This is a genomic window from Nostoc sp. S13, from assembly GCF_029379315.1.
Lineage (GTDB): Bacteria > Cyanobacteriota > Cyanobacteriia > Cyanobacteriales > Nostocaceae > Nostoc.
On record NZ_JAQYWQ010000006.1, the window covers coordinates 1 to 13,800 of the forward strand.

A 13,800-nucleotide genomic window follows, 5' to 3' on the forward strand; every position below is an offset into this window, starting at 1 on the left:
AAACCTCTCCGTATTCTCTCTTAGTCTTGTTCAGAAATCAAATAGGAGTCCTATAAATTATTGACACTCCTTAAATAACTACATTGAGGCAACAACCAGAAATAACTTGTCTACTTGTTTTACGCTTACCCTTGAGACTCAAGGCTGGCAATCGCAAATATCTGCAATGTATTACTGTATGATATTATTGATTGTCTATGTAAGTATAAACATAGCTTTGGCAGCAAAAAAAAGACTTCCGTATAAATAACTAATTTTTCTAGTAACACAAGTTGCTAGTTATTGATTCACGCGATCGCTTTCTGCAATAAAATCCCCTCCAGATATGAAAAACGGAGGGAAATATGCTAAAGTAAAAAATTATGCTGTATACTGCCACTAAAAACCTGTTAAAGGCGATTAGGCATAGTGAAGGCTATCGATACAGCAGAATATAAACTGGAATGACTCCATCAGCTCTTCACTTAATATAGAAGAGATTAAAGCGGCCACTTTTTCGTTTAAACTACACTTTAACGGATTTACCTTCAATATAATAATAAGATGTCGGCACTTTCCGATCATTATTATTACTAACTCTACTAAAAATAAAGTAAAAAATAATACCTAGTACAAGTGCGATCGCTAAAATAATGCCTCCCATCCGCAAGGTGTTAAAAGATTTTTTTTGAGGTGTTGGTATATCTTTCCTTGGCTGAAAGATTGTTTGTTCTGGTATCTGCTGTTGCCTTTGATTAGAAGCAGGCCGTTGTTGGAATATTGTATTTTCAGGTCTATTTAGTGGTGAATTTACCGGATGTTGACTATTAGCAGCACGAGGCTGCTGTTGCATAATCGTGTTATCGACAACCTGTTGTCCACCAGGATTGCTAGTTGGTCGCGGTTGAAATAACGTTTTATCTGGTGGTTGTCTGTCACCACTACCAGCGCCCGGTTGGAAAATAATATCTTCGGGTGTCTGCTGTGGAGTATTAGAAGGTCGCTTCTGCATAATAGTACCTTCGGATGGCTGTTGTCGAGGTAGATTAGATGCAGGTTGCGGCGATGGTGGTTGCAATGGTTTGATAATTGTTTCGTCATTGGAACCGGGCTGAGGTGTTTGTGATAACGGTCGCAATGGCTTATTAATTGTTACATCGTTAGAATCTGGTTGTAATGGGTTTTGGGGTGACGGTTGTAAAGGTCTAACAACTGTTTCGTCGTTGGAATTTGGTTGAGGTGTGTTTTGCGTTTGTCGTTGCAGTGGTCTTGCTTGAACGATAGTTTGACTTGGCTTAAAACTAGTAGCTTTGGTTGTGGTAATGGCAGCTTGCAACGCTTTACTCAATTGTTCCACCGATGCAAAGCGGTTGCTTGGGTTCTTTTGGAGACATTTTATTACTACAATTTCTAACTCTGGAGACAATTGTTCGCACCCAGGTTGCTCGCGTAACGGTCTAGGTGGTTCATAACTATGAGCAAGTAACCATGAAGGTTCACTAATATTATTACCTTGAATGCTCAAACCAAAAGGGTCTGCGGCACTAAGCATTTCATAAATAATAATTCCCAAACTGTAAATATCAGCAGATACATCTATATTTTTATTATTTTGAATTTGTTCCGGTGACGAGTAGCGAAGCGTGCCAATAAATGTTTTAGTAAGATTTGTTTGCTCGGAAGACTCATTGTAAATTTTGGCAATCCCAAAATCTAAAATCTTTACCCACTCACCAAAGTCTGTAGGAACTAAAAAAATATTATCTGGTTTCAAGTCGCGATGAATAACCTTAATGCGCTCTGTGTTTTTCCCATCGAGTTGCATGACTACTCCTCGGTGGGCAAGCTGCAAACCCTTGCACACCTGTGTCATAATTTTTACCACACGTTCAGGTGGTAATTGTCTTTCGCGCATTAATAATTGACGTAGCGTTTGCCCGCGCAGGTACTCCATGACATAAAATGGATAACCTTCTGTAGTAACACCACAGTCACTAATTTCGATAATGTGGTCGCTTCCCAAAGCAGCGCAAATTGCAATTTCGCGCTCAAAGCGTTTTCTCATTTCACCAGATGCGACCAATTTTTCGTTGAGCAGTTTGAGTGCTACATCTTTGCCAACGCGCATATCTGTGGCTAGGAAAACTTCTCCCATACCACCTCTACCTAGACGTTTCTCTAAGCGATAACGCTGGCTATCACCAATCAAGCGACCTATCCAAAAATTATTTGATGGTAGGGAGTTCATCTGGGGAAACCCATCCTATTTTTTAATAAACTTTTTTGAGAAACCTGATGTACTAAATAGCTAGATAATTAATTGATAACTATACTAATAATAATTGATTTTCCATGTTAATGCGATTTTAATATATTATGTACATGTTTCATCTTATACTTTTGTCTAAATTACAAAATATTTCAACAATGCGTAAGTTGGCTTCGCTAAACGGAACTCAACCTACATAATTATTATTCTCAGGTATTATTATTTATGGAATTGCCATGAGGAAGCAGGATGAGTAATGCCCTCTCTATAGCCACCGTCACGGCAGTAATAAAAAACTTGCTGGAAAATGGTTTAGTAAGTGATGCCATAGTAGCGAGTGTTGGTGATGTAGTTGTAACAGCGTTACCACCAGATAAAATTCAAGTGGGAAGTGACGAACGGGCACAAATCAACCTTTTTTTATATCACGTCACGCAAAATCGTAACGTTGATTGGATATCTCAAGAATACCGCAGTAGTTACACCACCAGTAACACAAACTCGACCAATCCCCCGTTAGCTCTTGACCTACACTATGTATTAACGGCTTACGGCACCAAAGATTTTCAAGCGGAGATTTTACTAGGTTACGCAATGCAAATGTTGCATAAATTACCTAATATTACATATGAGACTATTGAAAATGCTTTAAAAAATGCTGCCGAGACAAATACATCGAGCGTATTTTCACAGGCGATTACAGGTTTATCTATATCTAATTTAGCTCTTAGGGTTGGGCGAATGAAAGTTAGTCCAGCATTTTTAAGCATGGAAGAAACTTCCAGAATCTGGTCTGCGCTGCAAACAAATTATCGACCTTCGGCTACTTATCAAGTGTCAATGGTTTTGATAGAGAGTGATAGTACCGATAAATCAGAGGTTCTTGACTTGATGTTGTCTGAACCAGTTATCGAAAAAGTAACGATGCCCGCACAACCCGAAGCTCATATTACTATAGGCAGTACGCTATTGATTCAGGGTAAACAATTACGCGGTGATATTACCAAAGTGAGACTAAGTAATATAGATAAATTATTCACACCTTTTGATGTTCAAAATACACAAGTAAGTCTACAAGTACCTTCATTACCCGCAGGTGTGCAAACTGTACAAATTATACATGAAACCGTAGTCCGTAAAGAGCAACATAATCTCGTCGAATCAAACGTTATGGCATTTGTGCTACATCCAAAAATTACCGTAGAGACGTTACATGTAACGTCTCTACAGGGTAATGATAGGGATTTACGCTCAATAGACATCAGCGTTAAATTTAGTCCAAAAGTTGGTAAAGACCAAAGAGTGATATTACAACTAAATCAAATATCAAAAAATGAGCCAATCGCTTACTCTTGTTTGGCATCAACACAAACAGAAGATACGGACACTATTATAATACCTCTTCAAAACATCAAAGCCGGAGAATACTTAGTGCGGGTAAAAGTAGATGGAGCAGAGAGTCCATTATATAAAAATCAAAGTGGGGAGTACGACTCGCCACGAATTACAATTAAATAATGTAGGGTTGAATGGCACTTACTTAAACTAAAAAAACTTGATCGTAAGTTGGGTGGAGGAACGAAACCTAACAAATGCTCCTTGTTTCAGTTGGGTTACGCAAAGCCTCCACCCAACCTACAATTCGCGCAGTAAGCGCCATTTTAATGTAATGTGCGTGACGCTACGAAAAAATAATCTACCCGACATTACTCTTTACAGCGTCACGCACCAAAAACAAATTTGTAATTACATCTATTGCTCTTCTTGTTGTCCACCTCCACCACCGCCCATGAAGCTATCAGCAACACCACCTAACATACTTCCTGCCATTCCTCCAAGTGGGCCAAGCATTCCGCCAAGCATTCCACCGAGACCAGACATCATACCTCCACCGCCGTGTTGTTGACCACCGCCACCGCCCATCATTCCTCCCATCATTCCTCCCATTCCTCCCAAGGCTCTTAACCCACCCATTAACAAGGGTAAGAAACACTGAACGGGTTCGGTGCTGTTCTGGATTGGCGGAATAGTCTTGAAGCTACTAGTTGCCCCAGGAACTTGCACCTGCTGACCTTGAGCAGCTTTTGCTCCAATTTGGTCAGCTTCTGTTTCTAAGCTGGGGTCAGCATTAATCGGGGCACCTTTACTTTGGTGTGGTACAGCTACTCTTCCGGCTCTTTGTTGTACAACATGCGTAAGTTCATGTCCTAACAGTGCTTGTCCTGAAGAGCTTTGCGGGTTATATTGTCCAGGGGCAAAGTGAACATTACTGCCCTGAGTGAAAGCTAAAGCACCCATCGATTTAGCTTGATGGCTATCTGTATGAATGCTGACATCGCCAAAATTTGCTCCAAAAGAATTTTCCATTTTTGATCTTACTGGTGCAGGCATGGAACCACGAGAACCAGAGGAGGAATTTTGACTAGCTTGGTTTTGTTTTGAAGGTTGAGCAGATTCTGACTTCATTTGGCTAATACTGTGACCAAAACGTTTTGCCTGTTTTAGTTGAGTATTTAAGTCTGATTGCTCGTTATCTGACTTGCTTTGTACGGCAAACCCACGACCTTCAAATTGATTATCTGAGGTTGCAGTGTCTGTTGAGGTAGACTTTTTCTGGAGAAGTTTTTGAGTACTCATTGTTGCTTCCAGGTATAATATTGAACAAAAAATATATTAATCAGAGCGACTTGCTTACATCAGCGATAAATTCCTTACTACCAAGTATCCAAAACTAGTGAGATAAAATTATAAATTATAATTGAATTGCAATACCCCAAATTATAGATCAATTGATTTGCTGAAAATCCTGGAAAAGATTAGACTTTAGTCTAATCTTTTATGTTGACTTACTTAATAATGGTTTTAATATAGAAGAAATAGAGTATTAATGATTAAAGATTAGTCAAACTATCTGTATATATAGCCGAGTGTATCAGCGCCAGGAAAAAAATAAGAAAAAAACGCTGCATTCCTTAACTAATCAAAATTCGGGAATGCTTCAAGGTCGCCCGTTTATTATGCAATTAAAGACGACTTCCCAGCAACTAGACTTAAAAGCATCTTTAAGTCAGGCAGAACGTTACGGTCATCACCTTGATAAAATTCAATGTGCGATTTCTACTACACCAATACAAATGCTATCGACAGATGAAGAGGAAAAAAAAAAGTTAGCATCGGGTATGGATATAGAGACAAATAAGTTCACTAGCAATAAAAAAGTACTAGAGAAGGTGCTGAGTGTTGGTAATGGGTTAAAAACTTTTAATAATCAAAAAGATAGAAATATTGAACCAAAAAAACACTTTGCTGAAAAAACTGAAAGCGCAACGGAAAGTTCCAAATCAAAAGACAAAGACAAAAAGCAAAATTCGGATGAGCATTTAACATCACCCACAACAAATAAGATTTCTGAGAAGGAAGCAACAGCAGAAAGCTCGCCTCATCATGACCCAGAAGTTACAAAATTGCTAAATAAACCAACTCAGAGTAATTTAGCAGGTTCTGGCGGCATCCAACAGAACAATCAAGAAAAATTTATGCCGCCCCCTTCTACATACAATGAGCATAAAAATACTACATCAACAAATGTAGGGTCACGCGGTCAATATTTAGCTAAAAGAGAAGCGATGGATATGTTGGGCGATCGCAAAGGATTTGCTACTATACAGCGTGCGGTTAATATTCCTTTAACCAATACTCATAAATCTAAAACTAGCAAAGCTGAAGATAGTAAGCAGCAGGTAAAATTAAAAAATGCCGCAGAACTAGTTCGTGACCAAGTAATTAATGAAGATAGACAGGTAAAAGAACACGTTCAAGCAAAGCTAGATTTAGACCCAGCCATCGTCGCAAAACAAGGTGGTGAACAGTTGATTTTGCAGAAGATGCAATGAAAAATTAAGGTTATTGGCTTCACAAGAGTTGTCGAGAATCTGAGAATTTGAAACTATTATATTTAAAATATAATATGCAAAATAAACTTCGCACTAAAATGAAAGATACTCAAAAGCTTTCATCCATTTTATTTAACACTCCAGTTCAAGCAATGTTTAAACTGTGTTCGTCGGTAGTACAGCAGAAACAACAAAAAGATTCACAGTAACCTAACTTAAAAACTTCTCTGATGCGGGCATCTCGCTTAAACCCAGACACAGAACGGGGTATTTGTCCAACTATCGCAACCCGACTTCCAACATCTTACCCGCATTGTTCAAAACTTAACAGAGTTTGCTAATGTAGGCGATCGCCGTCCTTTACTCGCAGGTGCATTACAAGGTGTAGCCCAAGCAGATATTATACTAGCGCGGTTATATTTGAATAGTGTGGCGAAATTAATATAGTATTTCTGCTAAGAGTTTCAGGCAAAGTATCATTAGATAGATAGATAGTATTGTTTACTTATAAATTAGAGTACGGAAATGCCAAAACAACTAAGTACCCAAACCAAAAATACTCAGAAACAAACACCATCTTTTTTAACTAATACAAGGCAGGAAATGTTCGAGTCACGTCCTTTTGTGGTGCAGCAGCAAACTCCAGAAAAATCACAGCACACTGATTTGAAGGCATCTCTAATGCAGAAAGAACGTTATGGCCATCATCTTCATAGCATTCAGTCTGGTAGCGCTTTCACATCTCAAGCAGTACAGCAAAAGAGAAATGCTGGAACTATCAATGCTGGAGTTCTTCAATTGATGAGGGGTTCTCATAACGATCCAGACGACTCAGACTATACAGAAGCGATACCTAACAGACGGCAAGCTTTAAGGCTACAGATTCCAAAAAAACTGAGAAAAGCCCATTTTGAGCAAGGATTAAGCCCAGGGAAAACACACTATACATCCCCTTTCGGTAAAAAACATGACGTAGACCCAAATTCTCCTGGAGGCAGGCTTGCAGATGGGAAAGCCTTAGAAATGGATCATAAGGTAGACTCAGTTGACATTATACCGGAGGTTGACAAACGTGCAAAAGCTGAAAATTTATCGCCTGGAAGTACTGATGCACGCCACCAGCAAGCTCATGCATGGCCTTCTAATTTCGATTTAGTTAGCCATGATGAACATGTAGCTAAAGGTGGAAGACACCATACAGGACAGGGCACAAAAGGTCAGCAACAAGAAGCAACAAAACTTGTTGACGAGGTTTTCAAGACACCTATAGATGATAATGAACGAAGCAAACGCCAAGCTCAACACGCTAGCGAGGGGCATCCTATTTATGCTCTCCATCCTCAGTATGTAGATACTCCCAGCCACCCGGCTCATCGTAGCAGTGGAATAGCACCTCGTCGTTCATCTCGTAAACGTAAACGACTTTGAATTTCCTGTTTCTTCTTCTGATTAAATTCCTTAGCTTTTAATCTCTCCTCTTTATGATACACTAGCTGCATAGGTTTAGAATTTAGGCTATCGTTAGTTGTTTGCCCTTCAAAACTTTGACTTGCCATAGCAGACTGAATATTCATTTTTGTCTGTACCGTTGTTTGAGATGGAACTCCTGTCATTATTTTATGATCGGTGGGATGAACCTTGCTAAGGTTATGACCATAATGCTCTGTCTGAATCAAAGATGTCTTCAAATCAGGCTGCTGTATACTATTTTCTTTTTGCGTTTGCACATACTCCTGATGGAAAAGGAGTACATATTCACGGACACGGACCCGATCGCCTTGCACCTCCAGGCTCTAACAGTCGAAAAGGTCATATCGGAAGAATTCAAATAACAGATCCCAATCAATCAAAAAAGAGTGATGGCGTGAATGATAATGGTTGGCTGCATTCAAAGACATTGAAGCAAACTGTAGTTCCAAACCCCAAAAAACAGGGTAAGACAATTAAGCAAGATGTTGAAGAATCACCCGCCACATGGGGAAAAGGTAATAAAGGTAAAGGTGCCGAATTGTCACACATTCCTTTAAGTAATCATCCTACAAATCCTATAAATTATCCTCAAATAGGAGCAAAACCAGGTAAGGGGAATCCAGTAGATTTAACTCAACTGCCAGAAGTAGACCCATTAATTAAAAGAATTAGTCCAATTAACAGGAGATACAGTATTGCTTAAAAATCCAAAATCAAACCCATCCCTTAACCTCAGTATCGGTGAGCGATCACTCTAATTTGATATACTCGCTTTTAGCTGCCTGTAACATATAATACATTGTTACTGCATCGTTAGCATCTGCTGCTAAAAATGCAGCATTCAATGCAATGCTACGAATATTACCTCCTGCAACATTCAACTGTCCTAACTTTTGATAATCTAAACCTTCTGTTGGTGTAGACTTGGGAAAAATCCGCCGCCAAATTTCTGCCCTTTGAGTTGAATCTGGAAAGGGAAACTGCGTAATAAAGCGAATCCGACGAAGAAATGCTTGGTCTAATGAACTTTTTAAGTTAGTTGTTAATACAGAAAGTCCTCGGTAACTTTCCATACGCTGTAGTAAATAGCTTACCTCGACATTGGCGTGGCGATCGTGGGAATCTTTGACTTCACTGCGTTTACCAAATAAAGCATCGGCTTCATCAAATAGTAATACTACATAAAAGTTGCTTAATCAAGCCAGCTGCTGCCCAAGCTACAGCAATGCATCCAGACGTAATAGTTTTGGATAACGAACAACTTAGGTTTGAACCTTTATGGCAAAAAGAGCCGATTATTTGCAAACTCAAACTTGATGACATTATAACACATTAGTTAATATTTAAGTCGCGCATGTTGTGATTCTTTAAGCAGCTTCTTGCTTCAAATTTATAACAATCATGTCCAATAAATTTTGCAATATCTGCCAATCTCTTGGCTCATCAATCCAGTCAATGAGTGTTTCGTCACAAATCATTTGGATGACAGGATGATTGGGGTCATTGCGTGCATCTTTTAACAGTTGAATCAAGTCTTGAATGTGATTTTCTCCTACTTGATCGCCTAGACGAGAGGCTGAAGCCCATGCCATCTGTGATAAAGAATCCTCCCACCCTTCTAGTAGTTCGTCGGCTATGTAATAACAGCCAAATTCTTGTTTAAGAGCTTCTTCAATATTAGTATTGTTTTTCATAAGATAATATTTTTTCCTTTTTTAATTAGGATAATATGTTAGGGGGCGCCATTGTTTAGCACTTGGAACATATTCATAGATTAGTTTAGCTGTTTTAATCGGCGTAGGGTCTACAGTAGTCAAGGGTTGCTTTGTCTTTGGGTCTTTAATCACTTTTCCTGCTGAATCTCTTTGCTTTACTGCTGCAACACCAAAGCCTGTCTTACGATTAGTGGTGACACTAACACTGTGCCTAACTGGTGCCCCTGTTTTTGGGTCTACAAAACCAGTACCTTGGTGTGGTATTGCACCATTTTTCAGGTCAGTATCTAAAGCTCTGCGTCCCCGACCAAGTGCTTCTGCTTCTGCTTGAGGAGAAGTAAAGCGTGAAGATTGGCTAGGCGGTTTACCAGACTTTTTATCGGGTGTTGTTCCAGTTTTTACACGATGTTCCTGTTGAGCATCTGTTGTTTGATGACCGTGGAAGGTGTGACCGTGACCGTGGGTTGATCTATTGGGAGCGCTCGCTACGGCGGGGTGTAATGGTTGATCTGCATTTGCTACTGTTGTTTTAGCTCTTGCTTCGGAAGTCAGAGAAGATTTTTTAACTTTTTTCTTCCCTCCTTTCTTAAGTTGAGTAATGCTAGCTTGTTGTCCTGCTTTGGTAGTTTGCCCTGTCTCGTTTGTATTGGTGCCTTCTAATTTCTGAGAACTTGTGGACTGGAAGCGTCCGAGGTGATGCCCATATTTTTCTGCTTGTATCAAAGATGCTTTCAAATCAGGCTGCTGTACCTGGTTATCATTTTTTGACTGTACGACAAACGGAGGCGAATCAAAAATTCCGGTTGTAGGGTTTGAGAAAGCCGATGTTCTCAAATCAAAATTTTTATTTTGCGTGTGTTCTCGATTCTGCATAGAAATACCTTAACCGCGCGTTACAAAATTAGTAACTTGTTTTGTTGCCATGTTTAGAGGATGTTTGAAAAGTATCAATATTAATAACCAAAAACCTAACCCCTAACCCTAACCCCTTCCCTACGAGGGAAGGGGAACGACAAAATAGGGTTTTCAAAGCCTCTCCCCGATACGGTAAGAGGTTTGGATCTTTTAAATCAAGGCTTTCAGGTAGTTCTGGTCTATATTTTATCCTGAAGGTGTAAGGATTCAGGTCTAAACAACAGCAACTATAATACAAAATCCCTAAACCCACCCCTTAACCTCAGTATCCGTGAGCGATCGCTCTAATTTGATATACTCGCTTTTAGCTGCCTGCAACATATAATACATTGTTACTGCGTCGTTAGCATGTGCTGCTAAAAATGCAGCATTCAATGCAATGCTACGAATATTACCTCCTGCAACATTCAACTGTCCTAACTTTTGATAATCTAAACCTTCTGTTGGTGTAGACTTGGGAAAAATCCGCCGCCAAATTTCTGCCCTTTGAGTTGAATCTGGAAAGGGAAACTGCGTAATAAAGCGAATCCGACGAAGAAATGCTTGGTCTAATGAACTTTTTAAGTTAGTTGTTAATACAGAAAGTCCTCGGTAACTTTCCATACGCTGTAGTAAATAGCTTACCTCGACATTGGCGTGGCGATCGTGGGAATCTTTGACTTCACTGCGTTTACCAAATAAAGCATCGGCTTCATCAAATAGTAATACTACACCTCCCAACTCTGCCGCATCAAATACCCTACCGAGATTTTTCTCTGTCTCCCCGATATACTTACTAACTACTGCACTTAAATCAATCCGGTATAAATCTAATTGCAATTCCAGCGCGAGGACTTCAGCTGCCATTGTTTTACCTGTACCACTGACACCAGCAAACAAAGCGCTTATTCCCAATCCTCGCTTGCTTTTGCCTCCAAAACCCCAGCGATCGTATACTTTGGCTCGTAGCTTAACCTGCATCGCAACATCTCTAAGAACTTGTATCTGAGATTCTGGCAATACCAAATCCTCCCAGTCTGCTGCACAATCAATTCGCTGTGCTAAATCATCTAATTTCGGACGAGCTTGGGCGCGGCAAGTATTCCAAAGAAGATAGTTAAAATCTGTTGGAATTTCTGTAACTTCTGACTTCTGCTGATGCCACTGAACGCTAGCTTGAGAACAAGCTGCTTGAATCACCGGAACACTGAGATTGAATTGAGATACTAAATTATCTACTTGAACATTAAGAAATTCAGATGTATCATCCAATGCTTGCTCCCAGATAGTGTACTGTTCCTTTGTTGTCGGACGTTCGATGTCGAAAACTAGTAACGGTCTTAATCGCGATCGCTTGCGTTCGGTAGTAGTAATTATTACCGGAGAACGCATCCATTCGCATAAATACGTAATCGTTCCTTCTTTTCCTGTATCTGCACCTTCTAAATCATCACAGTCAATTAACAACGCGCAATTAGCTAGTGCCACCTCCCGCTCCCAAAGTAGCTTAAATTGTTTGAGATCACTGGGAGTTGTTGGCAAAGCATGAGCAGCAATTGCGTATAAGCTTAATTCCAAATAGTGACAAGCTAGAGCCGCAATTGGACGTTTACTAGCTACTTCATTTCCACATAACTGTAATATTGGCAGCTTGAGAAAATCATGAATCTCCATCCACCAAGCAGCTACCATTTTTTCTGAGATTTGTGTATGAGAGGGTACTAAATCTGGATTCACTGTTACAGGTTCGACTATCCCCAACAAACGGTCATCTAAATGCTGTACACCCATTAAATAATGCAGTATCCGCTCATCAATCCGTAAAGGACTACTCATCAACTCACTTCCAGAACCCACTTCGATTAATTTCCACCTGCGTAGCGCACCTGCGGGAGTAAAGGCATCCCAGTGCATACCTTCTAACATAGTCATCGCCAAACCAAAAGTGGGATAAGTACGCTGTGTATTTCCACAAGCCGCAGCGCAAAGTATTGGAAAACTAGCATCAAGTTCTACACCAGCACATAACAGCAGTAAATTCCGTTCAAAATCACTTAAACCAAAAGTGACACAAAGTCTATCTAACGCAGAAGGTTCAGGGGATATAATCGAATCTATTAAATATGAAGCGATCGGACTTTTTTCATGTGTAATATCCTCCTCCAGCAAATTGGGGTCAGCGTGCTTCACCAAAGTCTCCCTAAGCTGGCTTAAGGCTACTGTCATATACGCATGATTATCAACATTCTGATTGGTGGTAGTCGTTGCGCTCATCGTTATCTACCATTTAAGTATAAAAAAATAGTATTAATAAATTAGAAACCGTTGTAGAGAACGTCACATATAATGTCTCTACGTAAGTGCGAAATTAATTGCACAGATCACTAGTACCGCAAGGCGGAATTACTTGTTATCAAAGGTTTCAAACATTTCAAATGGTGGCTTATTTACGCCGTACTGTACTACTAGTCTGTCCCATTAATTTTGATGGGTAGGTGTAATACGAGCATCTTGCTCGCTGACTATATAATGCGAGCAAGATGCTCGCACTACCCCTTAAAACTTATGACATGGACTATTAATGGTTCATGTTATAAGTTCTGATGGGTTAAACAAAGGTTAAAACCATTGTAGAGACGTTACATGTAACGTCTCTACATCCTTCAAAATTAATCACATAGACCACTAGTTTTGATGGATTTTTATCCTACGCTCTAAGATAAGCATAAGAGAAAATACATTCTTGGCTTATTCGACTTTAGTCTATGATTATTATTTTGATGGGATTTACTTACTAAAGATTCCATATATAGTTGAGTACAAAAGCTTTTTTCAACCGCTTCTAAAAGAGTTTAAAAGCTTTCACACAACTATGGCATCATAAATCAAAGCTTGGCATCATTGGCCGACTTACTTAAATCAACTCTAAGTTTTAAAAGTTGTAACCAATTCCTAACAGTAGCCCAATATCAGTTGTATCGAGAAAATCAACATTTAGTCCAGCAGTTGCGGTAAATTCAGGTGATACACGCACATCTACACCACCCGTAAGAAGAAATCCTACAGAAGTATCTTCATTTGTGGAAATTGCTGCTCCCCCTCCTATGTAAGGAACTGCAATTATTTGGGATTCTCCCAAATCCGTGATTGATTCCACTGGAAAGTCGATTGTTACAGGTATAAGAAATACAGTTTTGTCACTAATCGTAGCAGCAGGACGAAAAGAGAAGTTATTTCTTAAACCAATTTTACTAAAGATAGTAAAAGCACTTTCACCTAAAGCAGTATCTCCACTCAATCCAAAATTACCACCGACCCCGATATAGTTACCAGTAGGCATTGTCTCATCCTGTGTTGTATTTCGCGGGATAACTGGTGTTGGTGTTGGTATTGTAGTTGGTGTTGGTGTTAGTGTTGGTGTTGTATTTTGCGGGATAACTGGTGTTAGTGTTGGTGTTGTATCTCGCGGAATAACTGGTGTTAGTGTTGGTGTTGTATCTCGCGGGATAACTGGTGTTAGTGTTGGTGTTGTATCTCGCGGGATAACTTGGGTTGGTGTTGGTTTTGTATCTCGCGGGAT

General features: G+C 39.7%; 11 protein-coding genes and 2 pseudogenes. 5 read left to right on the forward strand and 8 right to left on the reverse strand.

Features of this window, described 5'->3' with window-relative positions; all coding sequences use genetic code 11:
• Window positions 1-505: 505 nt before the first annotated feature.
• Window positions 506-2,227 carry a serine/threonine-protein kinase gene (locus PUQ00_RS03265; RefSeq protein ID WP_300413140.1) on the reverse strand — a complete coding sequence of 574 codons (1,722 nt, stop codon included), beginning with the start codon at window positions 2,225-2,227 and terminating at the stop codon, window positions 506-508.
• A gap of 270 nt (window positions 2,228-2,497) precedes the next feature.
• Here PUQ00_RS03265 and PUQ00_RS03270 point away from each other — a divergent pair, with 270 nt between their 5' ends.
• Complete coding sequence (locus PUQ00_RS03270) at window positions 2,498-3,766, forward strand: DUF4255 domain-containing protein (RefSeq protein WP_300413142.1); 1,269 nt, start codon at window positions 2,498-2,500, stop codon at window positions 3,764-3,766.
• 234 nt (window positions 3,767-4,000) lie between these two features.
• On the opposite strand, the gene PUQ00_RS03275 is transcribed toward PUQ00_RS03270, so the two are convergent.
• Window positions 4,001-4,885 carry a DUF4157 domain-containing protein gene (locus PUQ00_RS03275; protein WP_300413144.1) on the reverse strand — a complete coding sequence of 295 codons (885 nt, stop codon included), beginning with the start codon at window positions 4,883-4,885 and terminating at the stop codon, window positions 4,001-4,003.
• Window positions 4,886-5,241: 356 nt separating this feature from the next.
• On the opposite strand from PUQ00_RS03275, the gene PUQ00_RS03280 reads away from it, so the two are divergent.
• The gene (locus tag PUQ00_RS03280; protein ID WP_300413146.1) at window positions 5,242-6,141 is read left to right on the forward strand and encodes a hypothetical protein; all 900 of its coding nucleotides are present in this window, start codon (window positions 5,242-5,244) and stop codon (window positions 6,139-6,141) included.
• Between the two features lie 525 nt (window positions 6,142-6,666).
• Complete coding sequence (locus tag PUQ00_RS03285) at window positions 6,667-7,569, forward strand: hypothetical protein (RefSeq protein ID WP_300413148.1); 903 nt, start codon at window positions 6,667-6,669, stop codon at window positions 7,567-7,569.
• Here the strand turns inward: PUQ00_RS03285 and PUQ00_RS03290 are convergent.
• The gene (locus PUQ00_RS03290) at window positions 7,512-7,829 is read right to left on the reverse strand and encodes a hypothetical protein (protein WP_300413150.1); all 318 of its coding nucleotides are present in this window, start codon (window positions 7,827-7,829) and stop codon (window positions 7,512-7,514) included. The two genes, PUQ00_RS03285 and PUQ00_RS03290, sit on opposite strands and share 58 nt — an antisense overlap.
• Between PUQ00_RS03290 and PUQ00_RS03295 the strand changes: the two genes are divergently transcribed.
• Entirely contained in the window at window positions 7,820-8,314 is a 495-nt protein-coding gene (locus PUQ00_RS03295; protein WP_300413152.1) for a hypothetical protein, read from the forward strand. The two genes, PUQ00_RS03290 and PUQ00_RS03295, sit on opposite strands and share 10 nt — an antisense overlap.
• A gap of 46 nt (window positions 8,315-8,360) precedes the next feature.
• Here the strand turns inward: PUQ00_RS03295 and PUQ00_RS03300 are convergent.
• A pseudogene (locus PUQ00_RS03300) lies at window positions 8,361-8,789 on the reverse strand (AAA family ATPase); the annotation flags it as partial.
• Here PUQ00_RS03300 and PUQ00_RS03305 point away from each other — a divergent pair.
• A pseudogene (locus tag PUQ00_RS03305) lies at window positions 8,786-8,914 on the forward strand (Uma2 family endonuclease); the annotation flags it as partial. The pseudogenes PUQ00_RS03300 and PUQ00_RS03305 overlap by 4 nt on opposite strands.
• A gap of 64 nt (window positions 8,915-8,978) precedes the next feature.
• On the opposite strand, the gene PUQ00_RS03310 reads toward PUQ00_RS03305, so the two are convergent.
• The 4 genes from PUQ00_RS03310 to PUQ00_RS03325 all read right to left on the reverse strand — a co-directional run bounded on the left by PUQ00_RS03310 (window position 8,979) and on the right by PUQ00_RS03325 (window position 13,800).
• Window positions 8,979-9,305, reverse strand: coding sequence for a hypothetical protein (locus PUQ00_RS03310; RefSeq protein ID WP_300413154.1), 327 nt, complete (start codon window positions 9,303-9,305; stop codon window positions 8,979-8,981).
• A gap of 21 nt (window positions 9,306-9,326) precedes the next feature.
• A complete protein-coding gene (locus tag PUQ00_RS03315) occupies window positions 9,327-10,199 on the reverse strand; it encodes a hypothetical protein (RefSeq protein WP_300413156.1) in 873 nt (290 codons plus the stop codon).
• A gap of 285 nt (window positions 10,200-10,484) precedes the next feature.
• Window positions 10,485-12,494, reverse strand: coding sequence for an ATP-binding protein (locus PUQ00_RS03320; RefSeq protein WP_300413158.1), 2,010 nt, complete (start codon window positions 12,492-12,494; stop codon window positions 10,485-10,487).
• A gap of 658 nt (window positions 12,495-13,152) precedes the next feature.
• Window positions 13,153-13,800, reverse strand: a complete 648-nt coding sequence (locus PUQ00_RS03325) for a hypothetical protein (protein ID WP_300413160.1) — start codon at window positions 13,798-13,800, stop codon at window positions 13,153-13,155.

Bases quoted from the DNA above. Each gene is read 5' to 3' on its own strand.
- PUQ00_RS03265 (WP_300413140.1), bottom strand. From the start codon at position 2,227: ATGAACTCCCTACCATCAAATAATTTTTGGATAGGTCGCTTGATTGGT.
- PUQ00_RS03270 (WP_300413142.1), top strand. From the start codon at position 2,498: ATGAGTAATGCCCTCTCTATAGCCACCGTCACGGCAGTAATAAAAAAC.
- PUQ00_RS03275 (WP_300413144.1), bottom strand. From the start codon at position 4,885: ATGAGTACTCAAAAACTTCTCCAGAAAAAGTCTACCTCAACAGACACT.
- PUQ00_RS03280 (WP_300413146.1), top strand. From the start codon at position 5,242: ATGCTTCAAGGTCGCCCGTTTATTATGCAATTAAAGACGACTTCCCAG.
- PUQ00_RS03285 (WP_300413148.1), top strand. From the start codon at position 6,667: ATGCCAAAACAACTAAGTACCCAAACCAAAAATACTCAGAAACAAACA.
- PUQ00_RS03295 (WP_300413152.1), top strand. From the start codon at position 7,820: ATGTCTTCAAATCAGGCTGCTGTATACTATTTTCTTTTTGCGTTTGCA.
- PUQ00_RS03310 (WP_300413154.1), bottom strand. From the start codon at position 9,305: ATGAAAAACAATACTAATATTGAAGAAGCTCTTAAACAAGAATTTGGC.
- PUQ00_RS03315 (WP_300413156.1), bottom strand. From the start codon at position 10,199: ATGCAGAATCGAGAACACACGCAAAATAAAAATTTTGATTTGAGAACA.
- PUQ00_RS03320 (WP_300413158.1), bottom strand. From the start codon at position 12,494: ATGAGCGCAACGACTACCACCAATCAGAATGTTGATAATCATGCGTAT.